The following is a 24,714-nucleotide window of genomic DNA, read 5'->3' as shown; positions in this document are numbered from 1 at the left end:
GTCAACCTTTCAGACCGGTGTGCGCGAGCCCCTCGATGAACTGCCGCTGGGCCAGCACGAAGACGACCAGGACGGGCAGGGCGGTCATCGTGGCGGCGGACAGCTGCACGTTCCACAGGGGCGAGCCGTAGGCGTCGACGAACTGGGTGAGCGCCTGCGGCAGGGTGAACTTCGACGGGGTCGACAGGAACACGATGGGTTCGAGGTAGAGGTTCCACGAGTGCAGGAACGTGAAGATGGCCACGGCGCCGAGCGCCGGCCTGGCCAGCGGCAACGCCACCCGGACGAAGGTGCCGAAGCGGCCGAGCCCGTCGACCCTCGCGGCCTCCTCCAGCTCGCCGGGCAGCGTGATGAAGAACTGCCGCATGATGAACGTCGCCAGCACGCTGGGCGCGCCCAGGATCGGCACCAGGATCAGCGGCCAGTGCGTGTCGGTCATCCCCGCCGCGTGGAACATCTGGAACAGCGGGACGATCGTCACCTCGCTGGGGATCAGCAGGCCGACGAGCACGACCAGGAAGAGCAGGTTCTGGCCGGGGAAGCGGACGCGGGCGAAGGCGTAGCCCGCCATCGCGGCCACCGCCATCGTGCCGGCGGTCACCACGGCGGCGATGTAGAGGCTGTTGAGGTACTGCTGGCCGAACGGCTGCAGCTCGAAGACCCTGCCGTAGGTGGAGAAGTCGAACCTGGAGGGCACCAGCGCGGGCGGGAAGGCGAAGATGTCACTGATCGGCTTCACCGACGAGGTGACCATCCACCAGGTCGGGAAGACGAACGGCACGCACAACACGCACAGCAGCGCGTACAACGCGAGCTTGACCCTACGACTCATGGAAGACCCACTTCCGGCGCAGCCGCCACTGCAGCAGCGTCAGCGCCGCGACGATCAGGAACAGCAGGACCGACAGGGTGGCGCCGTAGCCGAGGTGCCGGAACTGGAAGGCCTGCTGGTACAGGTAGTAGACGAGGACGGTGGTCGACATGCCGGGCCCGCCCTGGGTGAGCACGGCGATCTGGGCGAACACCTGCAGTGACCCGACCACGGTGATGATCGAGGTGAGCAGGATCGTCGGGCTGATCAGGGGCACCGTGATGCGCAGGAACCGGGTCCAGGCGCCGGCGCCGTCGAGCTGCGCCGCCTCGTACAGCTGGCGCGGCACGCCTTGGAGCGCGGCGAGGAACAGCACCATGTTGAGGCCCACGTTCTTGACGACCTGGACGACGACGACCGACAGCAGGGCGGTGGTCTCGCCGCGCAGCCAGTTGGGGCCGTCCACGCCCGCCACGCCGAGCAGGCCGTTGACGCCGCCGTCCTGCTGGAGCAGGAACTGCCAGACGATGGTCCAGGCGACCAGCGACACCAGCACCGGCGAGAAGAACAGCGTGCGGAAGAGCGTGGTGCCGCGCAGCCGCTGATCGAGCAGGATGGCCAGGGCGAGCGCGAGCGCGAGGTTGAGCACGACCAGGCCGACCGAGAAGAGCGCGGTGCTGGTCAGCACCTGCCCCATGTTCGGGTCGGCGAGCAGCTTGGCGTAGTTGTCGCCGCCGACGAACTCGAACGTGCCCGCCAGCACGTTCCACTCCTGGAGGCTGTAGTAGACGACGAGGCCGAGCGGCAGCAGGACGAACAGCGCGCTTCCCACGAGCTGCGGCGAGACCAGCAGATAGCCGACGAGGGCGTCGCGCCGGGGGATGGTCCAGAAGTGGCGGTGCCGGGTGGCGGGGCGCTCGGCCACCCGGTCGCCGAGATCCGTCACCGTCACGTCATCCGCCCAGGAGTGGCTGGATCTTCGCGCACACGCCGTCCAGCACCGCCTTGACGTCGGCGTCCGGCTTCCACAGCGGGTCGAGCGCGGCCCTGACGGTCTGGGCGAGCTCGGCCTGCCCCGTGTGGCTGGGCTTGACCACGCCCTTCTCGATGCCGTCGATCACCACGTCCTGGAGCTGGTCGCCGTCGAGCATGGGACTGGTCTTGGCCATGGTGTCGGCCGTCAGCAGGGAGCCACGCGCGGGCGGGAAGTACGCGGCGAGCTTGGCGGAGTTGGCGGCGTTGGTGAAGTAGGCGAGGAAGTCGGTGGCCAGTTCGGCCTTCGGTGACTTCTTCAGCACCCCGATCCCGGCCTGGCCGATGACCGCGTACTCGCCCTTCGGCCCGGCGGGCAGCGGCACCAGGTCCCACTTGAAGGTCGCGTCCTCCAGCATGGCGGCGCGGGAGATCTGGGCGACGGCCATCGCGGTGTCGCCGGAGAAGAAGTCGACGGCGGTGCCCGGCCCCGGCATGGACTTGTCGGTGAAGACCGCCTTGTGCATGAACGTCATGGCCTCCACCATCTCGGGCGCGTTGAACTGGCAGGTGCCGCCGTCCTCGCTCCACGCCCTGGCGCCCCAGCCCTGCCAGACGGTGGCGAGGTTGTCCCACGCCTTGTAGTCGAAGTTGAGGATGGTCAGGCCGTTCTCGCCCTTCGCCGCCACGGCCTTGTTGATCTCGTTGGCGTGCTCCCAGTCCCACTGGCCGGCCTTGATCAGCTCGCGCGGCGTCTTCTGGCCCGCGGCCTTGACCAGGTCGGTGTTGACGAAGACGCCGAAGGGCGAGGTGGAGAACGGGTAGGCGTACAGTTCGCCGTCGCGCTCCCACAGCCTGGTGGCGGCGGGGACCAGCTCGCCCGCGTTCTCGACCTTGCTCTTGAGCGGGACGAGCGCGCCGGAGCCGACGAAGTCGGGGGCGGAGTTCTCGAGGATCCAGGCCAGATCGGGGGCGTTGCCGCCGGCGATCTGCGTGGTCAGCGTGGTCGTGTAGTTCTCGAACGGGATCGGGTCGAAGGTGATCTCGCCGACCTGCGGGTGGGACTTGCGGTACTCGGCGGCGATCTCGTTGAACAGCTTCAGGTGGGCCTCGTTCGAGGTCCAGATCGACATGCGCAGCGGCTGCGGGCCCTGCGCGGCCGGCGCGGCGTCGCCGCCGCCGCCACAGGCGGTGACCGCGAGGAGGGCGGCCAGCGTGAGGGCCGCCAGCTTCCCGGGTGCTTTCATGGGGGTTCTCCTTCTGGCGTCAGTAACCGGTGACGTCGGGCCAGCGCAGCTCCACGCCGTCGCGGACGAGCCGGTGCTGGTAGTCGGCCAGGAGCCGGCCGTCGGCGCGCACGGCGTGCGGCGTGGTGGCGCGGTCCAGGCAGAAGGCGGCGAGCGCACCGGCCGCCTCGCCGACGTTCCACTCCACCGGGTGCAGGCGGTAGGCGCCGTTGGTGATGTGGGTGGTGCCGATGTTCTTGCAGGCGGGCAGCAGGTTGCTCATCCGCTGCGGGATCAGCGCCCCGAGCGGGATCTCGAACGGGGAGCAGGCGACGTCGATGTAGTTGTCGCCGCCGGTCGACGGGTGCAGGTCGATGCGGTACATGCCCACGCCCACGGAGTCGTGATAGGAGACGGCGCCCTTGTCGCCGCGTACCGCCACGGACAGGTCCTGTTCGGTGACGGTGGTCAGGGCCCGGACGCGCCGGGACTCGCGGATGTAGGGGGCCTGGGCGAGCCCGTCGGCGCCGCCGGTGACGTCGCCGCGCAGCCGCAGGCCCGGGTAGCCGGTGCCGCCGTCGTGGCGCGGGGCCTCGGTCTGCAGCCAGTACAGCACCGACATCGACAGCTCGCGGGCCGCCGCCAGGTGCCGATCCGCGTCCGGCACGTCGATGACCGGCCCCTCCAGGTAGTCGATCATCGGCCAGTTGACCAGCGCGATGTCGCTCTCGTACGCGCCGGGCACGAAGTTGTCACGGGCGGCGATCCTGCGGAACGTCCACAGGTTGCCGTCGCCCGGGTTGACCCGCTGGTCCGCCTCCACCAGGCGGGGGTCGTCGCCCGGGTTCGGGGTGAAGGAACGCTCCACGATCTCCAGCGTCCGCGGGCTCGGGCAGCGCCAGGACAGCAGCCGGTCGCCCCAGAAGGGCGGCTGGTAGGCGCGCCAGAAGTCGTACGAGGCGGGCCTGTCGACGGTGTGGTCGCCGTCCACGTGGTCGATCGCGAAGCACACGGACACGGCCTGCATGTTCATCGGCTGCGCCGTCGCCGGGGCGCTCGGCTCGCCGGTGTCGTCCTGCGCCTCGAACCCGGTCACGTACTCGGTCCCGGTCAGCGGCAGCAGCTCGCCGGTCTCGGTGGCGTCCAGCACGTACGGTGCCACCGCGATGACCTCGGCTCCCCCGTCGCGGTGCGCGAGCCGCACGGCCGTGACGCGATCGCCGTCCACCTCCGCCCCGACCGGCCGGTACGGCTGGAGCACCCGCAGCCTGCCCGAGCCCCGGTACGGGGCCAGCATGGCCTCGATGACCGCGACCGCGACCCTGGGCTCGTGGCACAACTTGCTGACGTGCCCGGCGCCCGGGTTCAGCTCCGCCCACGCCCGCGCCCGCTCGTTCAGCGGGTAGTGGTCGCGGTAGTAGCGCCGGATGCCGTCGCGCAGCGCGCGATAGCTCGCCGTGACGCCGAACCGCTCCACCCAGGTGTGCTCGTCCGGCGGCACCGCCTGGCTGGTGAGCTGGCCGCCCAGCCAGTCGTACTCCTCGGTGAGCACCACCGATCGCCCGGCCCGCAGCAGGGCCAGCGCGGCGGCCACGCCGCCCAGCCCACCGCCGACGACGAGCGCGTCTGCCGATATCTCAACCACGTGGGGAATTACCTCTTCCTCAGGTACGGGCTTGTTCGTGTACGGGCTCATGCGGGCGATGCCAGCGTCGATCCTTCGACCAGCTCGCACACCAGCAGCTCCTGCGGGACGTCACCGCGTTCCAGCACGTGGGTCAGCAGCTCGACGGCCCTGCGGCCCATCTCCCGCCGGGGAATGCGGAACCCGGCGAAGTCGATGTCGGTCGACACCGGCCTGGTGGGCGCGCCCAGCGCGACGATGGACAGGTCGCGCGGCACGTCCAGCCCGCGGGCCCTGGCGGCCTCGGCGATGGCCACGCCGTCGGCCAGTTCCTCGGCGAACACCACGGTCGCGCCGCAGTCGAACAGCCCGTCCGCCGTGGTCAGGTGCAGCCCTTCGGCGCCGGCCGCGGCCACGCCCTCGGCGAAGCCGCGCAGCCGGTCGGCGTAGGACTCCGGGCCCTGCCCCGCCCCGACGTAGGCCATCCGCCGGTGCCCGAGCGCCGCGGCCCGCTCGACCAGCGCGCGCACCGCGGGCGGGTAGTCCGCCCCGACGTACGGCACCGGCCCGCCCGCGTCGTCACGACGGCCGACCGAGACGAACGGGATACCCTCGGACAGCAGTCTGGACAGATCCTCCCGGTCGATCGTCCGGCCGAGCAGGATGCATCCGTCGGCCAGCCGGATCCGGCTCTCCGCGCTGAATATCCGCCGCCGCTCCCCCTGCTGCGCCTTGGCGCTGGTGAACAGCAGCAGGTCGCAGCCCGCCTCCTCGACGCACTCCTCGATCCCGACCAGGAACGGGTGATAGAAGTCGGCGCTTTCGGCGGGGAAGACGGCCTCGTACGTGAACACGCCGTAGATGCGGTTGCGCCGTTCGACGAGCCGGCGCGCCGCGGGGTCGGCCACGTACCCGGTCTCCCTGATCACCTGGAGCACCCGGTCGCGGGTTTCGGGCGAGATCCGCACCTCGCCCTCGGCCCTTCCGTTGAGCACCAGGGACACCGTCGTCTGGCTCACTCCGGCCATGCGCGCGATGTCCTGCTGCGTCAGCCGACGCCCTGAAGCGGTCACAGTGCGTATCACCCGCCATATCGATAATGCGTATTAGTTCGGTCATTCTGCGACCGGACGCGAGGGGGCGTCAAGGAGTAATCGCTGAGTAATTCGTATTATCAACGGAATGCCGTCATCGGCGCCTGGCGACGTACAGTGACGCCGGGCCGGTCGGCGACGAGACGAGCGGCCAGCGGCGAGCGACCGGGCGGCACCATCCGGCTCCACGGCCCCGGTTCGCGACGAGCTCTAGGATTGCGCGATGACCCCCAACAGCATGCCGGCCGCCGAGGTGCCGGTCTCCACGGGCCTCGTCCGCCGACTGCTGACCGAGCAACACCCCGACCTGGCAGGACTCGACATCCAGGTGCTGGCCAACGGCTGGGACAACCTCGTCTGCCGGCTCGGCGACGCCTACCTCGTGCGCCTCCCCCGTCGCGCCCTGGCCGCCCAGCTCGTGGTGAACGAACAGCGCTGGCTGCCCGGCCTCGCCGAGCGCCTGCCGCTGCGCATCCCGGCACCGGTGCGCACCGGGCAGCCGGGCCACGGCTATCCCTGGAGCTGGAGCGTGGTGCCGTACCTGCCCGGGGACATCGCGGCCAGCACGCCACCCGCCGATCCGGGAGACGCGGCTCTGGCCCTCGGCGGCTTCCTCACGGCCCTGCACACGCCCGCACCGGTGGACGCCCCCGCCAATCCCGCGCGCGGGATCCCGCTCGCCGGCCGTACGACCGGGGTGATGACCCAGCTCCCCCACCTGGACGACCCGGCCGAACGGGCCGCCGCGCTGCGGGTGTGGGAGCGCGCCGTCGCCGCGCCCGAGTGGGACGGCCCGCCCATGTGGCTGCACGCCGACCTGCACCCCGCCAACATCCTGGTCGACCACGGACGCGTCAGCGCCGTGATCGACTTCGGCGACATCACCGCCGGCGACCCCGCCACCGACCTGGCCGTCGCCTGGATGATCCTGCCCGCGTCACGGCGAGAGGACTTCCGGCGGGCGTACGGCCGCGCGGACGACGGCACCTGGGCCCGGGCGCGGGGGTGGGCGCTGGCCCTGGCCCTCGTCTTCCTGACCCACTCCGCCGACAACCCGCTGATGGCCGGAATCGGCCGCCGCACCCTGGACGCGGTGCTGGAGCAGTAGGGGGCATCGCGGTCCCGACGGCGACGCCCGCCGCCAACCAGGACGAGACGATGGGGAGCAGCTAGGTTGAGGTCGTGGATCTCCCTTCCTTCTGGCTGCCCCGGCCGCCGTTCAACCCGGACGGCAAGACCCTGGCCGGCTTCGCCTCGTTGCTCAGCGACGCGGTCACCCAAGGTCCCGACAAACCGATCACCTATACCCTGGCCGCGCCCAAGTGGCAGTTCCTCTGCTACGTCGCCGAACAGGCCGGGTACGTTCTCCACGGCTCGAACGATCCCTCGATCGAGCGCTTCGATCCACGCCGCTCCTACGACAGCGACGCCTTCGGTGATCGCACAGCCGTCTATGCCGCGTCGGACGGCATCTGGCCGATGTTCTTCGCGACAATCAACCGCGATCATCCGCTGTCGATGGTCAACTCGTGCAGCGACCTCGCCGGCGAGACCTACTACTACTTCTCCATCAGCCGGCACGTACTCGACCTCAACCCATGGCGGGAGGGGACGGTCTACCTCCTTCCCGCCGAGGGGTTCGAGCATCAGCCGCCGATACGCGGTGTCCGCCAGCGCCAGGCGGCAAAACTGGCGCCGGTCGAGCCGGCCGCCAAGATCCGGGTGAGTCCCGAGGAATTCCCGTTCCTGAGCCGCGTGCGTGGACACGACGACGCGACGATCCGCAGCCGTTCCGAGGCCGACCCCGACGGCTTTCCCTGGATCGATGGCTGACACTCCAGCAGTTCGCGGCGCCGGCGGGCCGCATCGCAACGGCGACGGACGGTGTGTGACCTAGACCAAGCGCAGACCGGTGCCGGCCCTTCATAGGACGAGCGGGCATTTCCCGGAGCAGGCGCCGCATGCCACAGTGCTGAAGTGCCTCCAGCGACCGTGGAGTTTTTCCTGCCGCGCCAGGCGAGGGGAACCGACCTCGCCGTCTGGTGCGCGCTCTGCAGCCAGGGCCAGAGCGAGGTGTCCGGAGACCCGCCCCGGGCTGCGGCACTGGCCGAGCAGTTGCGGGCCGAGGAGGACCATCCCGTGGTACGGCGGTGGGCCGCCCGCGACAGCGACGACGGGCGAATCGTCGGCACCGCCCAGCTCCGGCCACAGCCGCATGATCAACGGATCGGCTTCCTGCGCCTGTTCGTGGCGCCATCGGCTCGTCGCCGCGGCGTAGGCACGACCCTGCTGGCGCAGATCACGAAATATGCCCATTCAGCAGGTATGGAACGAATCCAGAGCACGGTGCCGGCCGGGAGCCCAGGCGAAGCCTTCGTCCGGACGTGGCCCGGCGTACGCGAACTGCTGCGCCTGGAACTCCAGGAGCAACGACTCGACGAGCACGTGCTGAGCCACTGCCACGAGCTGGCGATCTGCCCAGATCCGACCGAGTACAGCCTGGCACACTGGCACGGCGCGGCCCCCGAGCCGCTGGCACCGTCATTCGGGCAAGTGATGAGCCACGTCCCGGACGCCCCCGGCGCCGCGCTGCAAATGGCTTCACGAGCCTGGGACGCGGCAGCGGTCCGTACCTGGGAGGCTCGGATGACCGCGAGCGGCGCCCACCTGATGGTCTGCGCGGCCGTGCACCGCGCCACCGACCAGGTCGTCGCCGCCACCGTGGCAACCGTGGCGGCATCGGATGCTCCCGCGGCCCAGCAGCACGACACGGTGGTGCTGCCCCGGCACCGGCGGCGCGGCCTGGCGCGCTGGATCAAGGCCGAGCAGACCCTGCGCCTGCACCAGCGCTTCCCCAGCCTGCGGACGGTCTCATCGACGGTCAACCGCCAGAACGCACCCATGACGGCGGTGAACCGGGCGGTGGGCTACCGCGGGAGCGGCGAACGGCTCCTGGTGGAGCTGCCGATGCCAGCCGAAACCTGATCAGGACAGACCGAACAGGACAGCGGCGGTCGCGCCGAGCACGCGCTCCCGGACCTCGCCGGAGGTGGTGACGCGTTCGACCGTTGCCCGGGCCGGCACGGGGTCGCCGTAGGGGGCTTCGGTCGCCCGCTCGGGGTGGGGCCGGGACATGAACAGCACCGCGCGATCCACTGCGCTGCGCTGCGCGAGCACCTGACCACCCTCGACCGCCGCGCGGACGAGCTCGCCCAAGCCCGCGAGATCGTACGCACCATCGACCGCACCGAAAGCCACCTCCCCTGACGCCGGCCCGCCCGTGGAGCCGTCGGCGTTTCATCGGGCGGGCTCGAGGTGGGCGCGGACGGCCGGGCGGGTGAGGACCCAGGCCAGAGCGAGCAGGATGACGCCCTGGACCGCTTGCTCCACGCGTACCCATGCCGGGTAGGGCGTGCCGGGCAGCAGGGCGAGCGCCGCGATGCCGAGCGAACCGGCGACGGACACCCAGAGCAGCCGCCGGTAGACGCGGCGGCTGCCCCCGCGCAGCCGTGCGGCCCATCGCAGATAGAGCAGCGACAGGACGAGAACGCCGACAGCGCGGATCCAGACGGTCGGGTTGACGAGGGACGGCGCCACGAAGTGGAGGAGCGCCGTCGCGGCGACGAGCCCGGCGCTGAGGACCGCGAAGACCTGCGTGAGGCGAAGTGGCGTGTTGGTCATGGTTCGACGCTAGGGAAAGCGTGCGGCCGGGAACATCCGTCCAGGTCCCGACTTGGGTGGGGCTGGCCCCACCGGTAAGGATGAACGGTGTGCGACGGTTGGCGGAAGTGTCGGGGCGGTGCCTGGCGTTGCTCGCGCTCAAGGTGCTGGTCGCCCTGCTGGTGGCCTTGCCGGTGCTGGTCCTGCTGCGGCTGAACGGCGTAGTGCTGTTCCCCGCGCTGCTCGTGCTCGTGTTCGCCGGCCGCCGCATGGCCGACGTCAGCCGCCGGTTGCAGGGGCGGTGGGCCGGCGTGGAGATCGTCCGGCCGTATCTGCCCCGCCCCGCGCTCGAACCGACCGCGCAGAGCTGGTACTGGACCGGCTACGACTATCACCACTCACGGCTGTGGGCGGCGGTTTCGTCGTGGTTCAACTGGGTGCTGCGCGACCCGGCGACGTGGCGGGATCTGGCCTGGATGGTCCTCGACCCGGCCGTCGGCACGATCCTGCTCGCGCCGGCCGTCCTGGGCTGGGCGCGGCCGTTCCGGTGGCACGCGCGGTGGACCCGCGCGCTTCTCTCCCCCACCGACCAGGCGAAGCTCACGGCACGGGTACGGGAGCTTGCGGAGACCCGTACCGAGGCGCTCGATGCCCAGGCGGCCGAGCTCGAACGCATCGAACGCGACCTGCACGACGGCGCACAGGCCCGGCTCATCGCCGTCGGCCTGAGCCTGAGCCTGGCCCAGCAGCAGCTACGGCACGATCCGGACGCGGTCGAGGAACTGCTCGCCGAGGCGCGGGCGACGGCGGCCGACGCGCTGCGCACGCTCCGCGACCTGGTGCACGGCATCCGCCCGCCGGTCCTGTCCGAGCGGGGCCTGGTCGACGCGCTGCGGTTACTCGGCCTGGAGCATCCCCTGGCCGTCACCGTCGAGGCGGAGCTGCCCGGACGCCTGCCGCCGGCGCTGGAGTCCGCGGTCTACTTCGCGACGGCGGAGCTGCTGGTCAACGTGACCAAGCACGCGCATGCCCGCGCTGTCCGCGTCCGCCTCGAACACCGGCGTGGCACTCTCCGGGTGGCGGTGACCGACGACGGTGTCGGCGGCGCCGACCCTGCCCGCGGCACCGGCATCCAGGGCATACAGCGCAGGCTGCGGCCGTTCGACGGTACTGTCGACCTCGACAGCCCACCCGCGGGCCCGACCGTCGCGACGCTGGAGGTGCCGTGCGCGTTGTCCTCGCCGAGGACCTCTACCTGCTGAGAAACGGCATCGAGCGGCTGCTGCGCGGGCATGGCTTCGACGTCGTCGCCACCGTGGACAACGGCCCTGACCTGCTCGCCGCGCTGCTGGAGCACCGGCCGGACGTCGCCGTCATCGACATCCGCCTGCCACCGAGCCAGACCGACGAGGGACTGCGTGCCGCCCTCGCCCGCCGGGAAGTGCCGGGACTGCCGGTGCTGATTCTGTCGCAGTACGTCCAGCAGCTCTACGCCCGCGAGCTCCTCGCCCACGGCAGCGGCGTCGGCTACCTGCTCAAGGACCGCGTCCTCGACACGGACGAGTTCGTCGACGCGGTGCGGCGCGTGGCCGCCGGCGGCACCGCCATCGACCCGGAGGTCATCGCCCAGCTCCTCACCCCTGACCGTGCTCCGGCGGGGCTTACCGCGCGGGAGCTGGACGTCCTGGCGCTCATGGCCCAGGGCCTGTCGAACGCGACCGTCGCCCAGCGGCTGTCGCTCAGCGAGGGCTCGGTCAGCAAGTACACTACGCAGATCTTCGCCAAGCTCGGCCTCATCCCGTCACCGGACACCCACCGCCGCGTCATGGCCGTACTGGCCTACCTCAACCGGATCGACACCTCGACGACCTGACACGGCGGCAAACGGCCCGGATCGCCCTCGCGATGCTGTGGCGTCGTCAGGGCCGGCTCAGGTGCTCACCTGGCACGAGGCGCGCCCATCCGGTCATCCCAGCCATCGTTGGATCGCCGTCCGGAGCGATGCACGTGACTCGGCGTCCGGCTGCGGCACGTCGGAGGCCCATGCCACGTATCCGTCGGGCCGCACCAGCAGCGCCGTGCACGGCACGCCGGAGCCGGGCAGTGCCGCGGTCGCGGGGTGTCCCCAGTCGCCGCCGGTGAAGTCGATCAGGTGCGGGCGACCGTCCCTGGTGAGCTCGGCGAGCCGGACACCGTCTTTGAGGTCCAGGTCGGGAGCCCACCGACCGGCCAGTGGATGGTCGACGCCCACGTCGTAGCGGACGTCGGCGCCCGACATCAGGTCGGCGATGCGGCGGACGTTGCGCGGGTCGCCGAGGAGTTCGGTGAACAGCGCCCGCAGGCCGGTGACCTCGCTGCCCGGGGCGATCAGTGCGGACTGGGCGCGCGAGGACATGACCACCCGCTCGGCGACCGGGTGTCGCTCGGACTCGTAGGTGTCGAGGAGACCGGCGGGTGCCGTGCCGCGCACGTCGGCCGCGAGTTTCCAGCCGAGGTTGACCGCGTCCTGCAGGCCGAGGTTGAGCCCGGGCCCGCCGATCGCCGAGTGCACGTGGGCGGCGTCGCCGACGAGCAGCACCCGGCCGTCACGGAACCGCTCGGCCAGGCGGGTGTTGCCGCCGTTGAGCTTGCGCATCAGGTGCGGCCCTTGGCCGTCGGGCGGGCCGAAGGCGATGTCGACACCGAGCACCCGGCGGGCGCTGGCCCGCAGTTCCGCGAGCGTGAGCGGCCCCTCGGCGTCCTGTCCGTTCCACTCCATGGTGGAGATCAACGGCGCGGGGGCGCCCGGGAGGGGCGCGTACACGAACAACCCGCGCTCGGTCCGGTGATGCAGGAACGGCGGGATGGATCCGTACCCGGGAACGTCGAGCCGGCCGGTGGCCGGATCGACGAGCTCGGCCGGCACGACGGCGTGCGCGGTGCGCGCGATCGTCGCGTCGGTCGTCACGCCGGGGAAGGCGATCCCGGCCAGCTTCCGCACGATGCTGTGCCCGCCGTCGGCGCCGACGAGATAGCGCGTTTCGATCGTGTACGGCCCGGCCGGCCCGCCGGCCTGGACGGTCACACCACCCGCGTCCTGGGTGAATCCGGTGAGCTCATGGCCGCGCCGGATCTCGACATGGAGCTGGACGGCCCGTTCCTCCAGCATCTGCTCGATCCTGAGCTGCGGAACCGAAAGGAGGTAGAGGGGGTTGTCGTCCAGCACACTCAGGTCGATGGGCAGCGCGCCGAAGACGAATCCGGGAGCGGGCCGGGGCGGGTCCTGGCTTCCGGTGAGCCGCTCGTACAGGCCTCGCCGGTCGAGCATCCGTACCACCTGGCCGACCAGGCCATTGGCGCGGTTCTCCCGGGTGCGCTCCGGCAGTCGCTCCAGGACCAGGGTGCGGACTCCGGCCAGGCTGAGCTCACAGGCCAGCATCAGGCCGTTGGGCCCGGCTCCGGCTATGACGACATCGGCGTTCATGGCGCTCCTTCGGGCATGACGGATCGACCGGCGCGACAGGCCGGCTGATCCTCGACAGGAAAGACGGGGAAGGTCAGGGCAAGGGCAGGCCGGCGGCGACCTGCCCGAGGGCGTCACGCAGCAACTCCTCGAAAGGTGCCGGCGCGTCGCCGTGGAGCCACAGATGGATGGCTGCGAGTACGGCCGCACCGACCGCGCCCGCTACCAGGTGCGGATACAGATCACGACCGGCATCGGTGCCGGTGCGCTCGGCCACCGCCGCGGCCAGCGCCTCCACCGCCGCCGTGTGGGCCTTGAGGAACTCGCCCCGGTGCTCCGGATGCTGGTTCATCAGCTTGACCCCGGCGATCCATCGCTCGTCGACCGGACGCTCGGCCTCCCGCATGCCAAGCGCGAACCGGGCGAACACGGCATTGGTGATGGCCTCCCACAGAGGTTCGCCGTCCGGCCTGGACCTCAGCTCGTCGGCGATCTGCACCGCTCGGTCGAAGTGCCTGGCCGCGATCGCCTCGCCCTTGCTGGAGAAGTAGTTGTTGAACGTGCGGTGCGAGACGCCCGCCTCGGCGGCGATGTCCTCCACCTTGACGTTGTCGAAGCCACGCTCGACGGTCAGCTTGATCGCCGCCCAGCTCAGCGCGATCCGGGTCTCTTCCTTCTTGCGCTCTCGCAGCCCCATACGAGCACTCTACCCAAACTTGCGCGCTACGCAAAGATGCGAGCCACGTAAATATGCGCGGCTCGCATGTATACGGCGGGCGCTTGCTTGACATCTCCTCCCCACGTCCCCAGATCGAGCAGCCCGGCCACGCGCACTCGCCCGCCCACCGGACATCATGGGCGTGGGACCGCCGCACATCTCAGGGTGAACGTCGACGCCGGTACAGGGAGCAACTCCCGCCCTCCACGTCGTGGCGCCGGACCTGTCGGTGGCGCGGGCGTCACCGTATCGGAGTGCTAGCTTCCCGCCGGAGGCTGCCCCTGCGGACCGCCGTTGTCGTCCCAGTCAGTTCGGTCGACGACAACGCACGGGCCGACATTGCCGGGGATCATCATTGTCGTGAGTATCCACCAGGTCTTCGGCGGGTCCGCTGCGCGGACTTCCTCGTCGTTTCCGGCGAACTCCAGGACCAGGGTCTTGTCCTTGTCGAGGAGCCGGGGATCGATGTCCAGCCCGCCCTCCCGCGGCCGAATGGCCCCTTCCCTCGGAAGAGTGCTCATTCCCCTGTTCTTCTCGCACTGCTTGCGGGACTCAAGGTACGTGACGTCCGCTCTGACGCCCGCCGCCTGCAGGTCCCGCTCCAATCGGTCGGCGTCCTTGAACTCACGGATCTCGACCCCCACCGTGCCGTCCGCCTTCTTGCTCACCGCGTACGCCGGGCTTTCCGTGCCGGTCACCAGCGGTACGGCGATGGTCACCGCGGCGGCGAGGCCGGCCACCGCCGCTCCCACGGACATGCGGCGAACAGTACGGCGACGGCGTTCGGCCCGCGCGGCGAATTCGACTTTCAGATCCATCAGCAACTGCTCCTCGAAACTCATGTTCCGGTTCCTTCCATGACGAAGGGCAGATCCTTGAGCGTTCGGCGCGCGCGGTGCAGCCGGACCATGGCGGTCCCCGACCGGATGCCGAGGGAACTCGCGGCTTCGGTGACCGTCAGCTGATCGAGGACGACCAGCTCCAGTACGGCGCGTTCCCCCTCGGGCAGCTCGGCCATGGCCAGGAAGGCCCGCCGCGCGGGCTGCTCCGCGTCGATGCGCTCCTCCAACCGGGCGATGTCATCGCTGTCCAGCGGCCGCCGCCTGCTCACGCGGTCGGTCACCTGGGACTCCCTCAACGACCTGCGCCGTTCAGCCGAGAGCGTGTTGCGTGCTACGCCGTACAGCCACGCGACCTCGCTGCCCCGTCCAGGCCGGTAGGTGTGAGCGGACTCCATCACCGCCAGGAACACATCCGCCACCAGGTCTGCGACCAGATAGGGATCATCGACCCGGCGGGCGATGAACCGCGTGATCTCTTCGACGTGCCGCCGGTAGAAGGCCTCGAACGCCGCAGCATCTGTGGCGAACTCCGCCCGTTTACGACGCACCGGCCATGCTCCCTTCGTCGATCTACACCCATACTTGGTAGGAACCGACCAAAGCCTTACAAGCGGACAAGCTGTGAAGGTGAACACGGCGGCGCGCTTCCCGTCGAAGTCGTCGCGGGCCAGGCCGTCGAGCAGGGTGCGCAAACCGGCCAGGGCGGACGGGTCGCCGTCCTCCTCCCAGTGGTCGCCGAAGACGAGCCCCCGTATCCGCGCCCTGATCCGCCCGTCGGCCGCGTAGACGGCCGTGTGCCGCGCACAGGCCAAGGTGATGCTCGAGTTGAAGGACGGGCGACTTCTTGGCGGCCGTACAGAAGCCGGTGCGTATGGCCGAGTGAGACGATCTACCACATACCGTCAGAAAGTCCAAGACGCTGATCGACTAGCATGGCTCCCCATGGAGGTCGATGACTACTCTCTGACCGGCGCTGCCCGGCACCTGCAGGAGCCGGTCGACCTACTCGGACAGCACACGGAGACGCTGTTGTCGTCCGTCGCGGGCGGCTCGCGCTCGGCCTGGGGCATCGGCCTCATCGGCGTGGTGATGGACCAGCTCAACGAGCGGCTCGGGCAGGCCTGCGCCCACGTGCACACCAACCTCGCCGACACCGGAGCGAGCATACGGGAGATGAGGGAGCGGTCGCGCGACACGGAGGTCGCCATCGAGCACGTCATTGAGCAGGCGATCCCGTGGCGGTGATGCTGCCGCCTGCGCTGGAGACGACGTTCGTGACGCTCGGCGTGCCCTGGCCCACCGAGAACGAGGACGGGCTGCGCACCTGCGCCACCGCCTACCGAACCTGCGCCGAAACGCTGGCCACCGACGTCATCGCCGGCGCCGACGGTGCCATCCGGTTCGCGAACGTGGGCAACAGCGGCGCGCACATCGACGCGCTCAACGACTTCTGGGCCGAATACCACAGCGAGGGCGACGATTCCCGCCATCTGGCCAGCCTCGCCCTGACCATGCACGCCATGGCCGACAGCCACGACCTGGCAGCCCTGATCGTCGAGGTGCTGAAGAAGACTCTGATCGGGATGGCCGCGGTGACCGCTGCGGTGCTGGCGTGGGCCGCCGCCACGCTGCCGTTCACGGGCGGCATGTCGGCCGTCTCCGCCCGCGCGTACGTCAGCGGCGCCCGGCTGCTCGCTCAGAAGGCCGTGGTGCTGTTCCGTCGCGAGCTGGACCGGTTCTTCGGCGGCGCGCTGGCACGCGGCGTCAGCGCGCGGCTCGGCCGGATCCTGGAGGCGGCCTCCCCGAAGCAGCTCGGGCTCCGTACACGGCTGGGCGGCCGCCCCGACCCGCTGCGCGCGGCTGTGGACAGAAGCGTGAACGTCAAGGCGATCACGCCGAAGCCGGTGTGGCGTAGTGACCGCCTCATCCTCAGGCGGGCCGACGACCGCCACCCGGACGACATCTTCGGGTCGGGCTTCTACCCGCGCGACCCGGCCAACACCGATCTGGAATCGCACCTGCGGTTCGAGCCGTCGGCGTTCGTCAGCACAACGAGGCTGGACAACCCGATGGACATATTTCCAACCAGATACCTGTACGACGTGGACGCTCCCGGCGGCATCGACATCGTCGACACCATGGGCACCGCCCTGCGCACCGCACACCAGCGCGAGGTGGCGTTCCCGGGCGGAATCGAGGGGCGTTTCGTCAAGGGAGCGCGCCCGTACGACGCCGGGAGCGGCACCTTCGGCGAGTACATCGTCAACCCGCACTACCGCCCATGACCGGGGTTCTCCTGGAGGCGGGTGACCGTCGAACCCCCTGAAGTCAGGACGCTGCCATGCTGGGCCGGCCGATCGGGGGCAGGGCCCCAGGCGGGAGGCGAACTTGTCGGTGGTGTCGCGCAGCTTGGGCCGGGCGATGGTGATCGGGCCGCTGGTCGTCTTGACGGTCGTTGGGCAGTGGCCGTTGCGATAGCCCGGCCGCACCGCAGTTTCCTCATCACCGATGGCGGTGGTGACACGCTGGTAGCGGGCGCGGCCGAGGAACGCGTCCACCTCGGCTTCGACGGCAGTCTGGATAATCAGACGGGCGCCGAGCCGGGCAACGCCCTCGATGACCTCGACCAGGTCACGATCATCGATCTCGGCACGGATGGCCTGGATGGGCGATACTCGACGGGTCACGAGCGTGGGACCTCTTTCGTGCGAACTTGGCGGTTCAACACGGAACCTACGTTCGTGATCTATTTGCACCGCATCTCGGAGGCGACCTGCGCGGACCCGTGACTACCTAAACAATCAGGGCGGAGAAGCCTCAACGCCGACTTGCCCCAGCGTCTACCGCTACTGACCTGCGCCATCCGTCTGGAACGCTCAGCGATCCGCCGCGAGATCGCTCGCCAAGGGCGCCCCCTTCCATCGATCTGGCACGAGGAGAAATGAGCCGCGACGTCGCCATCTACTTGGAGTTCAAACACGATATCGATTTCATGGAAGTCCTCGATCGGCTCGCCCGCATGGGTTGGGGGTTGCTCCGCGAAGAAGACGCCATCTGGTACATGACCGACTACGACTGGAAGATCCTGCCGCTGGACGGCCTGGCCGAGGCAAAGCACGACATGCGCACCTCCTATGACGCCGGGGAGGCGGTAGGCATAACCACCAGGCTGCCCGACGGGGAGACCTTCGCGAACGTGCTGTTCAACGAGGATAGGACGTCGGTCTCCCTGATCCCTCTGCTGGATTACCGCACCATCGCGCATATGCCGGAGTTCATCGATCTGGGCTGGTATCTCGAGAAGTTCCTGACGGCATGTAGAGATCTGCCCATCGTACGAACGGAAGCCAGCGACCAGCGGTGACGACGTCAGATAGACCGGAGAAGACTGACCCGCAGCCCTTCATCGACGGGATCAGGGCACCGGCGCTTGGATCAACTCAGCCGACCGGACCACCGTGTGGTGAGGCAACGGCAACGGCAACCGGGTAAGGCCGCAACGAGCCCGTCGGTGAGGGAGCGGATCTTGGTCGACTGCGATCTTACCGGAACCGTCTTCGTATCCCACCCCCTGCACCTACCGCTCCTGACCTGCATCATCAGGTTGGAAAAGGCTCCGTGTGGCAGGCCGCCATCGACCTTTTCCCACTCAACCGCGGCAATGCTTACGACGGACTCGCCTGCCTCTTCGGGATCCGCAACACTTTCGGCTTTCGCCCTGTGGCCGAAGGCCGCGGCTTTCCCCACGACGCCTCGAAGGGGCTGGTCAGTGAGTTCGCCGCCTATGGCGGAGCCGACGATGCATACGGGGCCACATGGCTCACTTGGGCTGAGGTCGCCTCTGTCGACTGGATGGAAACGGACAGTTCCGGCACGAGAAGCCGAGGCATGGCCGCAGGCGACGAGAGCGACTGGGGCCGGGTGTGGAGCGTGATGCGCATACTCAGCGAAGTACATGGTGCGCAGAACGTTCGACTCTTCGTCTGGTTCCACTGATCACACAGGCTGGTTCAACCACAGCGCCGCCCCAAGACCGACTGGCCCGTTGCTCATCTGACACCTGACTGCGATGCGATGGGCGCCACCTTGCCCTACCGTGGCCGATCATGATGCGAGTCACCTGCTCGAAAAAGCTTCATGTGATAGAGACCGACGAGGTTGTGATAAGGACGGCTGGTTATTGGTCCCTGAGGGCAGCCGAGGCGGCCGGCATCGATGAACAAGCCCAGCGATGGCTAGGTTGGCCTTCCGACGTGGTGCGAGGCTACGAGAGTTCGCGGGACGAGCTGCTGAACCGCGAACTGGATGATGAGTCGGACCCCGCCGACCCTAATTGGTTCGCGCTTATCAATAGGCGTAATCGTCGGATTATGGGCGCTGTAGTGATTGCGTCGCCGCGATCGAACAGGCCTGAGATTGGCGGGTACCTGGCGCCGCACTACCGGGGTCAGGGGCTGGGGGCGCAACTGTTCATGCTCGGAAGCATCCTGGCGCACGCGCACCTGGGACTTCCGGATATATACGCGGGGACCGAGGTCGGGAACTTCGCCTGTCGGCAATCCCTGCTTAAGGCCGGGTTCACGCCAACGGACGGTCCCGCCAAGCACACCCTGCCGGATGGGCGAGTGGTTAGCGGCGAATGGTTCAGGAGTGCCGTGACGTGCGAGGTCATATGCGGGTCCTGGCGGCCCCGGTCGCGGTGGTGGCATCTGGGTGGCAACAGCCATCGCGTGCCTGACTAGTGTTCCTGGGCTCGGCCCAGTGACCCCTCGCTTGTAAGAGTAGCTCTCTCTATCACTGGAGCTGGCGTATTTGCTGCTCTCTACATTTGATGTGCACTCATGTGCATGGTCACGCTGTGGTGGGCGTCCCTGATGTCACTCAGTTTGTCACCCAATCTCTCGATCTCGATGCCTGAGCATATCACCAACCATCCTCCTGGCCTGCCTGGAGTCGGAGTGCGCCTCACCTAATTCGGTAGCATCATGTGGCCAAGATAATGGGTTCGGCCTGGCGAATCGGGTGAGTGTATGAGCGCCGACGTCCTCTCGGTCATCTCGACCGACCCGTACTGGCAACCCGATCAGGTAGCCGCTGACCGTACTGCCGCGATCGTTGCGCACCTAGGAGCTGTTTGGGGTTCGGATCATGTGGTCGTGGTGAGGAGCCGTAACCACATGATCGAGCCCCGCAGATGGAGTCCCGCCTCGTAGCTCTCCGCGGTCTTGTCGTAGCGGGTCGCCAGGCCACGCCATGCCTTGAGCTTCTGAAAGAAGCGTTCCACGGTGTTGCGCCGCCGGTAGCGCACCGAATCGAAGGCAACGGGCCGCCCGCCGGCCGAGCCCTTCTTCTTCCGGTTGGCCTGCTGATCCTTCTTCTCCGGGATGACCGCGCCGATCCGGCGGCGGCGCAGATAGGCGCGGTTGGCCTTGGAGGAGTAGGCCTTGTCCGCAGCCACCGCGGCCGGGCGGGTTCGAGGCCGGCCCACCGGCCCGCTCACCCGGATCCTGTCCACGATGGTGATAAAAAGCGGGCTGTCGGCCGCCTGCCCAGGTGTGAGCATGAAGACCAGCGGCAGGCCGGCGGCATCGACCGCGGCATGGATCTTGCTGCTCAGCCCTCCCCGGGATCGGCCGAGCGCGGCGGCCTTCGCCCGAGCCTTGCGGCGGCGCCGGACGGCCGCGCGATCCGGTTGCGGTGACGTACCGGCCGCGATCGGATCCTGCGGGGCATCACCCGCAGCACCGGCGGCTGCTGCCAAAGCGGAGCCCCCTTTTCCTCGGTCAGCGCCTGCTCCAGCGCATCCAACGTCTCCCCGGCCACCGCCAGCCCGGCCGATTCCTGATGCGCCCGCACGATCGTGGAGTCCACACTGACCAGCTCCAGCCCGACCTGCCCCCGTGATGCGGCCTCGGCGATCAGCGCGTTCATTAGATCCTGGAACACCCCGGCCTTGACCCAGGAGTTGAACCGGGAGTGCACGGTGGACCAAGGCCCGTAGCGTTCCGGCACATCGCGCCAGCCCGAACCGGTACGAAACCGCCACAAGATCCCGTTGAACTGATCACGCACCCGCCGTGGCAGCGGCCCGGTCGCCGCCACCGGCAGATGCGGCTCGATCAACGCCCACTCGGCATCGGTCACATCGAAGCGCGCCACATCCGAGTTCTACCAGCCACGGCCTGCCGATCACCGGCCCTCACAAGATCCGAACCCCAAACAGCTCCTAGCACCCGGTACGCCGGGCGGCGTCGATGTCGAAATCGAAGTCGCCTGGCACGACCAGCCTGAATCGCCCCGGGTTCGGTGGAGACTTGATCTCTTGAGAGGATCGAGTCCATGCCAGGTAAGTCTCCCTACCCCGCCGAGCTGCGCCGCCGAGCGGTGCGGATGGTCGCCGAGGTGCGACCGGACTACCCGACCGAGTGGGCCACGATTAACGCGGTCGCGACCAAGCTCGGCATCGGCACCACGGAGACACTGCAACCTGGGTCCGACAGGCCCAGATCGACGAAGGCAGCCGGCCCGGCCGCACCAGCGACGAGTCGGCCGAGCTGAAGCGGCTGCGCCGGGAGAACGCCGAACTCCGGCGCGCCAACGAGATCCTGAAGGCCGCCTCGGCTTTCTTCGCGGCCGAGCTCGACCGGCCACACACGCACTCGTGACCTTCATCGACCAGCACGCCGACGTGTTCGGTGTCGAGCCGATCTGCCGTGTCCTGACCGAACACGGCTGCCCCATCTCCACCAGCACCTACTACGCCGCCAAGAGGCGCCCGCCCTCGGCACGGGCAGTACGCGACGCCGAGTTGGACGCCCACATCCAGCGCATCCACGCCGCCAACTACGGCGTCTACGGCGCCCGCAAGGTCTGGCGGCAACTGCTGCGCGAAGGACATCAGGTGGCCCGCTGCACCGTCGAACGACGCATGCGCGCACTCGGCCTGCAAGGCGCCCGGCGGGGAAAGAAGATCCGCACCACCACGCCCGATCCAGGCCACGAGCGCGCCGCCGACCAGTTGCAGCGCGACTTCACCGCCCAGAGGCCGAACACCGCCTGGGTGGCCGACTTCACCTACGTTTCCGCCTGGTGCGGGGTGGTCTACGTCGCGTTCGTGGTCGACGTTTATTCCCGGGCGATCGTCGGCTGGGCCGCCTCGCTGACCAAGCACACCACCCTCGTGCTGGACGCCCTGGACATGGCGTTGTGGCGGCGCGAGCGCACCGGCCACCCGGCCGGGCCGGGGTTGATTCATCACTCGGACGCGGGCAGTCAACTCGGATTCAATCAGTCGTCGCAACACTGCTGCTCAGCAGCAAGTTTAGATGCTCGCTGAAGGCTTCTGCCGGTGTCTTCCATCCGAGGGTCTTTCGGGGCCTGGTGTTGAGCGCGAACGCGACAGCCGCCAGCTCCTCGGCATCCCAGCGTGACAGGTCGGTGCCCTTGGGAAAGTACTGCCGCAACAGGCCGTTGGTGTTCTCGTTGGTGCCACGCTGCCAGGGGCTATGAGGGTCGGCGAAATACACCAGCAAGCCGGTGTCGATGCGCAGTTGAGCGTGCTGCGCCAGCTCCGTTCCCCGGTCCCAGGTCAGCGATCGACGTAGCTGCTCGGGCAACCCGGTGATCTCTTTGGTGATCGCGTCTCGCACGGCTTCGGCGCCGCGGCCGGCCAGCGCCGGGCCGTTCTTCACCCGTTCCTGCGTGCCGAAGCCCTCCATCCGGGGCAGGTGCAACAGCAGGGTGAACCGGGTCGTGCGCTCCACGAGGGTGCCGATCGCCGATCTGCCGGTGCCGATGATGAGGTCACCCTCCCAGTGGCCCGGAACCGCGCGGTCGTCGGCCTCGGCGGGCCGTTCGCTGATCAGCATCTCGGGCGTCACGTGGCCGCTGGCCTTCTTCCGGGCGCGGGCTCGTGGCACCCGCAGCGCACGCCCGGTGCGCAGGCAGGCGACCAGCTCCCGCTTGAGCGCTCCACGCCCCTGGATGAACAGGGCCTGGTAGATCGCCTCGTGTGAGATCCGCATGGTGTCGTCCTCGGGGAAATCGACCTTCAGCCGGTGGGAGATCTGTTCTGGGCTCCACGATGTCGTCCAGCGGCGGTCCTGACGGTGGGGTTTGTTCCGTCCCTTCCAGGGCGCCGTCTGCGGCCCCGCCACCAGCGTGCCGTCCGGGTGACGGACCTGTCCGGCCAGCCGCTGCTGCACATACTCGCGCAACTGCTCGTTGGCCGCCAGTTTGGCGATCTTCGGCCGACGAGCTCGGCGCTCGGCGTGCCATTGCGCCACCGTCGCTCGATAGTCCACGTCATACGTCCGCGTCGAGGCGTTGCGCCGGAGCTCGCGGGAGATCGTCGACGGCGAGCGCCGCAGGCGCCGCGCGATCTCGCGCACGCCGAGCTTCTGGGCACGGCATAACGCGATCTCTTCCCGCTCTGCGAACGACAGGTAACGGCCCGACACCGTCGGGGCAAGGCATGGTCCCACCCCGCCAGCCTGGCGAAACCAGCGTGTCCCCACCGCCGGTGACACGCCGATCTCCGCCGCGGCGTTCTCCGAGCTCGCCCCTCGAGCGATCGCTTGCCAGAACCGGACGCGGTCCTGTCGCCAGGCGACAGTCGGCCGTCCCGGCGAGGGGATCTGACCGCGATACAACCGGACGGCCTGCTGTTTCTTGCCCATGCCCATGCACCAACACCTCCAACGACGAGGTGTTGCGAGCACCGATTGAATCCACCCAATACACGTCTTTCCGGTTCACCACCCATCTGCTGGCGGCCGGCATCGACGCCTCCATCGGCACGGTCGGCGACGCGCTCGACAACGCCCTGATGGAATCGCAGATCGGCCTCTACAAGACCGAACTGATCAAGCCCCGAGGCCCATGGCGCAGCTTGGCCGAGGTGGAACTGGCCACCGCCGAATGAGTGTCCTGGTTCAACGCCACCCGCCTGCACTCAGCCACCGGACACCGTCCGCCCGACGAGTTCGAGGCCATCTACTACGCTCAGCACCACCCCAACGAAGCCCTAGCAATCAACCGCTGAGGTCTCCACCAAAGCCGGGGCGGTTCAGTGGAAGCGCTCAAGCAGCAAAAGCGTCAACAGGCCAACGAACGCAAGGCGGCCGGCCAGCTGATTTCGTCGGTCAGTAGAGACATCGTTTGTTGGTGAGTTTGGACAGCGGTTGGCGATCAACAGGCGCAGAAATGTTGGTGAGAAATGGCAGCACCCACCTCCGCCCGTTCTCTAGCGGAGACGGGCCAGCAAGTGGGCGTCCAGGAAGCCCCGCTCGGAGGCCGGGTCGTGGAGCAGCCGCGCGAATGTGGCGAACCCAGCCCCGGCCAGCAACTCGGCGAAGCGGTCCGCCGGCCAGCTATAGGCGGGTGTCACCTTGTGGTCGAAGCGGACCGGCTCGGGCGCGTCGGTTCCGAAGAACGAGACCAGGAGAAGGCCCCCCGGCGCCAGGACACGCGCCTGCTCGGCGAGCAGCGCGGGTAGTTCCCCAGGAGGGGTGTGAATCATCGAGTAGTGGGCCAGCACGCCGCCGAGCGCGCCGTCCTCAACGGGGAGTTCCTCCATCCGGGCCTCATCGAACTTCAGCGCCGGATGGGCCCGCCGAGCGTGGTCGACCATGGCCGGAGAGAGGTCGAGCCCGAAGGCATCCAGTTCCAGGTCGTGCAGCATGGCCGTCAGATGTCCGGGCCCGCAGCCGACATCCGCCACCCGCGAATTCCCCGTCCCACGCACCAACTCGGCGAAGGTGCCGATCATGTTCCGTGCGAACGGCTGCGTCTCCAGTCGGTTAGCGAACATCGACGCATATAACTCGACGACCCCGTCGTAGGCCGTCCTGGTCTCGTCCTGGTGCTTCGCCACGGGAAGGACGTTAACACCCCCCATTCTCAGCTGTTCTCCGGCCCCGTGCCGAATCCTGCGCCGTCGTATCGGACTCGCTCGGCTACCAGGACAAGGCCATCACCCGGTGGCGCGACAAGCCGCTGGCGACCACAGTCCGTCACCAGCTGGCTGGACTCCCCGGGGAACTGGCGACAGTTGATTAGGCGATCACACCAGTATCAGACCCCTGATCGTCAGCCTGCGGTGCGCTGCTCGACCCGAGCTCGGGTCTGGGCCAGGCGGTAGGACTCGGTGCCGGTCTCGATGATGTTCCCGCCGAAGGTGAGCCGGTCGACGATAGCCGCGCATAGCCGGGGGTCGGTGAAGGTCTTGGTCCAGCCATCTGGGGGTGGCACATGTTCGTGTCAGAGGATTCTGGCTGCTAGCTGGGGGTTCCTGGTTCTTTCTCATTTCCCTGATTCGTGAGGTG

At 68.9% G+C, this 24,714-nt stretch carries 24 protein-coding genes and 4 pseudogenes; 12 read left to right on the top strand and 16 right to left on the bottom strand.

The genetic code is table 11. The features are described 5' to 3' along the window. Position 1 precedes the first annotated feature (1 nt). From FH608_RS31085 to FH608_RS31065, 5 genes are read right to left on the bottom strand one after another with little or no spacing between them, the layout of a single operon-like run. Positions 2–832: a carbohydrate ABC transporter permease gene (locus FH608_RS31085; protein WP_139635882.1), complete on the bottom strand. Its 831-nt coding sequence runs from the start codon at positions 830–832 to the stop codon at positions 2–4. After that, a complete protein-coding gene (locus FH608_RS31080) occupies positions 822–1,763 on the bottom strand; it encodes a carbohydrate ABC transporter permease (RefSeq protein ID WP_139635881.1) in 942 nt (313 codons plus the stop codon). Before FH608_RS31080 ends, FH608_RS31085 begins: the two co-directional genes overlap by 11 nt. A 1-nt stretch (position 1,764) precedes the next feature. Next, positions 1,765–3,030 (bottom strand): ABC transporter substrate-binding protein, encoded by a 1,266-nt coding sequence (locus FH608_RS31075; protein WP_139635880.1) that lies wholly within the window; start codon positions 3,028–3,030, stop codon positions 1,765–1,767. A 19-nt stretch (positions 3,031–3,049) separates the two neighbouring features. Further along, a complete protein-coding gene (locus FH608_RS31070; RefSeq protein WP_226900057.1) occupies positions 3,050–4,654 on the bottom strand; it encodes an FAD-dependent oxidoreductase in 1,605 nt (534 codons plus the stop codon). 47 nt (positions 4,655–4,701) lie between these two features. Beyond that, a complete protein-coding gene (locus FH608_RS31065) occupies positions 4,702–5,706 on the bottom strand; it encodes a LacI family DNA-binding transcriptional regulator (RefSeq protein ID WP_139635879.1) in 1,005 nt (334 codons plus the stop codon). A 244-nt stretch (positions 5,707–5,950) separates the two neighbouring features. Here FH608_RS31065 and FH608_RS31060 point away from each other — a divergent pair, with 244 nt between their 5' ends. From FH608_RS31060 to FH608_RS31050, 3 genes are all read left to right on the top strand, one after another. Then, positions 5,951–6,835: an aminoglycoside phosphotransferase family protein gene (locus FH608_RS31060; RefSeq protein ID WP_226900056.1), complete on the top strand. Its 885-nt coding sequence runs from the start codon at positions 5,951–5,953 to the stop codon at positions 6,833–6,835. Positions 6,836–6,909: 74 nt separating this feature from the next. Further along, entirely contained in the window at positions 6,910–7,560 is a 651-nt protein-coding gene (locus FH608_RS31055; protein WP_139635878.1) for a hypothetical protein, read from the top strand. A 159-nt stretch (positions 7,561–7,719) separates the two neighbouring features. Further along, positions 7,720–8,712 carry a GNAT family N-acetyltransferase gene (locus FH608_RS31050; protein ID WP_139635877.1) on the top strand — a complete coding sequence of 331 codons (993 nt, stop codon included), beginning with the start codon at positions 7,720–7,722 and terminating at the stop codon, positions 8,710–8,712. Here the strand turns inward: FH608_RS31050 and FH608_RS53055 are convergent, their stop codons facing one another. Together FH608_RS53055 and FH608_RS31040 are read right to left on the bottom strand one after the other, a co-directional pair. Then, positions 8,713–8,943, bottom strand: coding sequence for a hypothetical protein (locus tag FH608_RS53055; protein WP_226900055.1), 231 nt, complete (start codon positions 8,941–8,943; stop codon positions 8,713–8,715). It abuts the gene before it with no gap. Positions 8,944–9,024: 81 nt separating this feature from the next. Beyond that, positions 9,025–9,408 carry a hypothetical protein gene (locus FH608_RS31040; RefSeq protein ID WP_139635876.1) on the bottom strand — a complete coding sequence of 128 codons (384 nt, stop codon included), beginning with the start codon at positions 9,406–9,408 and terminating at the stop codon, positions 9,025–9,027. 89 nt (positions 9,409–9,497) lie between these two features. Between FH608_RS31040 and FH608_RS53905 the strand changes: the two genes are divergently transcribed. Both FH608_RS53905 and FH608_RS31030 read left to right on the top strand, forming a co-directional pair. Continuing rightward, complete coding sequence (locus FH608_RS53905) at positions 9,498–10,649, top strand: sensor histidine kinase (protein ID WP_264372928.1); 1,152 nt, start codon at positions 9,498–9,500, stop codon at positions 10,647–10,649. Beyond that, entirely contained in the window at positions 10,613–11,260 is a 648-nt protein-coding gene (locus tag FH608_RS31030) for a response regulator transcription factor (protein ID WP_139635874.1), read from the top strand. The genes FH608_RS53905 and FH608_RS31030 overlap by 37 nt, the downstream gene beginning before the upstream one ends. A gap of 93 nt (positions 11,261–11,353) precedes the next feature. Here FH608_RS31030 and FH608_RS31025 read toward each other — a convergent pair whose 3' ends face one another. From FH608_RS31025 to FH608_RS31010, 4 genes are all read right to left on the bottom strand, one after another. Further along, positions 11,354–12,850, bottom strand: a complete 1,497-nt coding sequence (locus FH608_RS31025) for an FAD-dependent monooxygenase (protein WP_139635873.1) — start codon at positions 12,848–12,850, stop codon at positions 11,354–11,356. A 73-nt stretch (positions 12,851–12,923) separates the two neighbouring features. Next, entirely contained in the window at positions 12,924–13,526 is a 603-nt protein-coding gene (locus FH608_RS31020; protein ID WP_193318726.1) for an acyl-CoA-like ligand-binding transcription factor, read from the bottom strand. Between the two features lie 278 nt (positions 13,527–13,804). Then, positions 13,805–14,389: a hypothetical protein gene (locus FH608_RS31015; RefSeq protein WP_139635872.1), complete on the bottom strand. Its 585-nt coding sequence runs from the start codon at positions 14,387–14,389 to the stop codon at positions 13,805–13,807. Beyond that, on the bottom strand, positions 14,386–15,081 hold the full coding sequence (locus FH608_RS31010) for an RNA polymerase sigma factor (protein ID WP_226900054.1): 696 nt from the start codon (positions 15,079–15,081) through the stop codon (positions 14,386–14,388). Before FH608_RS31010 ends, FH608_RS31015 begins: the two co-directional genes overlap by 4 nt. Positions 15,082–15,331: 250 nt before the next feature. Between FH608_RS31010 and FH608_RS31005 the strand changes: the two genes are divergently transcribed. Both FH608_RS31005 and FH608_RS31000 read left to right on the top strand, forming a co-directional pair. After that, the gene (locus FH608_RS31005) at positions 15,332–15,634 is read left to right on the top strand and encodes a hypothetical protein (RefSeq protein WP_139635871.1); all 303 of its coding nucleotides are present in this window, start codon (positions 15,332–15,334) and stop codon (positions 15,632–15,634) included. Beyond that, the gene (locus FH608_RS31000; protein WP_394367712.1) at positions 15,634–16,674 is read left to right on the top strand and encodes a scabin-related ADP-ribosyltransferase; all 1,041 of its coding nucleotides are present in this window, start codon (positions 15,634–15,636) and stop codon (positions 16,672–16,674) included. Before FH608_RS31005 ends, FH608_RS31000 begins: the two co-directional genes overlap by 1 nt. A gap of 87 nt (positions 16,675–16,761) precedes the next feature. On the opposite strand, the pseudogene FH608_RS54745 reads toward FH608_RS31000, so the two are convergent. Further along, a pseudogene (locus tag FH608_RS54745) lies at positions 16,762–17,076 on the bottom strand (transposase); the annotation flags it as partial. Between the two features lie 254 nt (positions 17,077–17,330). Between FH608_RS54745 and FH608_RS30990 the strand changes: the two are divergent. From FH608_RS30990 to FH608_RS54470, 3 genes are all read left to right on the top strand, one after another. After that, a complete protein-coding gene (locus tag FH608_RS30990; protein WP_139635868.1) occupies positions 17,331–17,753 on the top strand; it encodes a hypothetical protein in 423 nt (140 codons plus the stop codon). A 254-nt stretch (positions 17,754–18,007) separates the two neighbouring features. After that, a complete protein-coding gene (locus FH608_RS30985) occupies positions 18,008–18,385 on the top strand; it encodes a hypothetical protein (RefSeq protein ID WP_226900053.1) in 378 nt (125 codons plus the stop codon). Positions 18,386–18,495: 110 nt separating this feature from the next. Further along, entirely contained in the window at positions 18,496–19,131 is a 636-nt protein-coding gene (locus tag FH608_RS54470) for a GNAT family N-acetyltransferase (protein ID WP_139635866.1), read from the top strand. 404 nt (positions 19,132–19,535) lie between these two features. On the opposite strand, the pseudogene FH608_RS30975 reads toward FH608_RS54470, so the two are convergent. Then, a pseudogene (locus FH608_RS30975) lies at positions 19,536–20,548 on the bottom strand (IS5 family transposase). A gap of 180 nt (positions 20,549–20,728) precedes the next feature. On the opposite strand from FH608_RS30975, the pseudogene FH608_RS51730 reads away from it, so the two are divergent. Continuing rightward, positions 20,729–21,725: pseudogene (locus FH608_RS51730) on the top strand (IS3 family transposase). Here FH608_RS51730 and FH608_RS30965 read toward each other — a convergent pair. Further along, complete coding sequence (locus FH608_RS30965; RefSeq protein ID WP_193318724.1) at positions 21,673–23,073, bottom strand: IS30 family transposase; 1,401 nt, start codon at positions 23,071–23,073, stop codon at positions 21,673–21,675. The pseudogene FH608_RS51730 and the gene FH608_RS30965 sit on opposite strands and share 53 nt — an antisense overlap. A 23-nt stretch (positions 23,074–23,096) precedes the next feature. Here FH608_RS30965 and FH608_RS30960 point away from each other — a divergent pair, with 23 nt between their 5' ends. Next, positions 23,097–23,312: an integrase core domain-containing protein gene (locus tag FH608_RS30960; RefSeq protein WP_139635864.1), complete on the top strand. Its 216-nt coding sequence runs from the start codon at positions 23,097–23,099 to the stop codon at positions 23,310–23,312. A gap of 321 nt (positions 23,313–23,633) precedes the next feature. On the opposite strand, the gene FH608_RS30955 is transcribed toward FH608_RS30960, so the two are convergent. Together FH608_RS30955 and FH608_RS30950 are read right to left on the bottom strand one after the other, a co-directional pair. Beyond that, positions 23,634–24,263 (bottom strand): class I SAM-dependent methyltransferase, encoded by a 630-nt coding sequence (locus FH608_RS30955; RefSeq protein WP_139635863.1) that lies wholly within the window; start codon positions 24,261–24,263, stop codon positions 23,634–23,636. A 215-nt stretch (positions 24,264–24,478) separates the two neighbouring features. Further along, positions 24,479–24,625: pseudogene (locus tag FH608_RS30950) on the bottom strand (ATP-binding protein); the annotation flags it as partial. Between the last annotated feature and the right edge of the window lie 89 nt (positions 24,626–24,714).

Source organism: Nonomuraea phyllanthi (assembly GCF_006334985.2).
In the GTDB taxonomy this organism is placed as follows: domain Bacteria; phylum Actinomycetota; class Actinomycetes; order Streptosporangiales; family Streptosporangiaceae; genus Nonomuraea; species Nonomuraea phyllanthi.
This window is presented reverse-complemented; position numbering and strand designations above follow the sequence as displayed.

Bases quoted from the DNA above. Each gene is read 5' to 3' on its own strand.
- FH608_RS31005 (WP_139635871.1), top strand. From the start codon at position 15,332: ATGGAGGTCGATGACTACTCTCTGACCGGCGCTGCCCGGCACCTGCAG.
- FH608_RS54470 (WP_139635866.1), top strand. From the start codon at position 18,496: ATGATGCGAGTCACCTGCTCGAAAAAGCTTCATGTGATAGAGACCGAC.
- FH608_RS31060 (WP_226900056.1), top strand. From the start codon at position 5,951: ATGACCCCCAACAGCATGCCGGCCGCCGAGGTGCCGGTCTCCACGGGC.
- FH608_RS30965 (WP_193318724.1), bottom strand. From the start codon at position 23,073: ATGGGCATGGGCAAGAAACAGCAGGCCGTCCGGTTGTATCGCGGTCAG.
- FH608_RS30990 (WP_139635868.1), top strand. From the start codon at position 17,331: ATGAGCCGCGACGTCGCCATCTACTTGGAGTTCAAACACGATATCGAT.
- FH608_RS31000 (WP_394367712.1), top strand. From the start codon at position 15,634: ATGCTGCCGCCTGCGCTGGAGACGACGTTCGTGACGCTCGGCGTGCCC.
- FH608_RS31085 (WP_139635882.1), bottom strand. From the start codon at position 832: ATGAGTCGTAGGGTCAAGCTCGCGTTGTACGCGCTGCTGTGCGTGTTG.
- FH608_RS31040 (WP_139635876.1), bottom strand. From the start codon at position 9,408: ATGACCAACACGCCACTTCGCCTCACGCAGGTCTTCGCGGTCCTCAGC.
- FH608_RS31075 (WP_139635880.1), bottom strand. From the start codon at position 3,030: ATGAAAGCACCCGGGAAGCTGGCGGCCCTCACGCTGGCCGCCCTCCTC.
- FH608_RS31015 (WP_139635872.1), bottom strand. From the start codon at position 14,389: ATGAGTTTCGAGGAGCAGTTGCTGATGGATCTGAAAGTCGAATTCGCC.
- FH608_RS31020 (WP_193318726.1), bottom strand. From the start codon at position 13,526: ATGGGGCTGCGAGAGCGCAAGAAGGAAGAGACCCGGATCGCGCTGAGC.
- FH608_RS31025 (WP_139635873.1), bottom strand. From the start codon at position 12,850: ATGAACGCCGATGTCGTCATAGCCGGAGCCGGGCCCAACGGCCTGATG.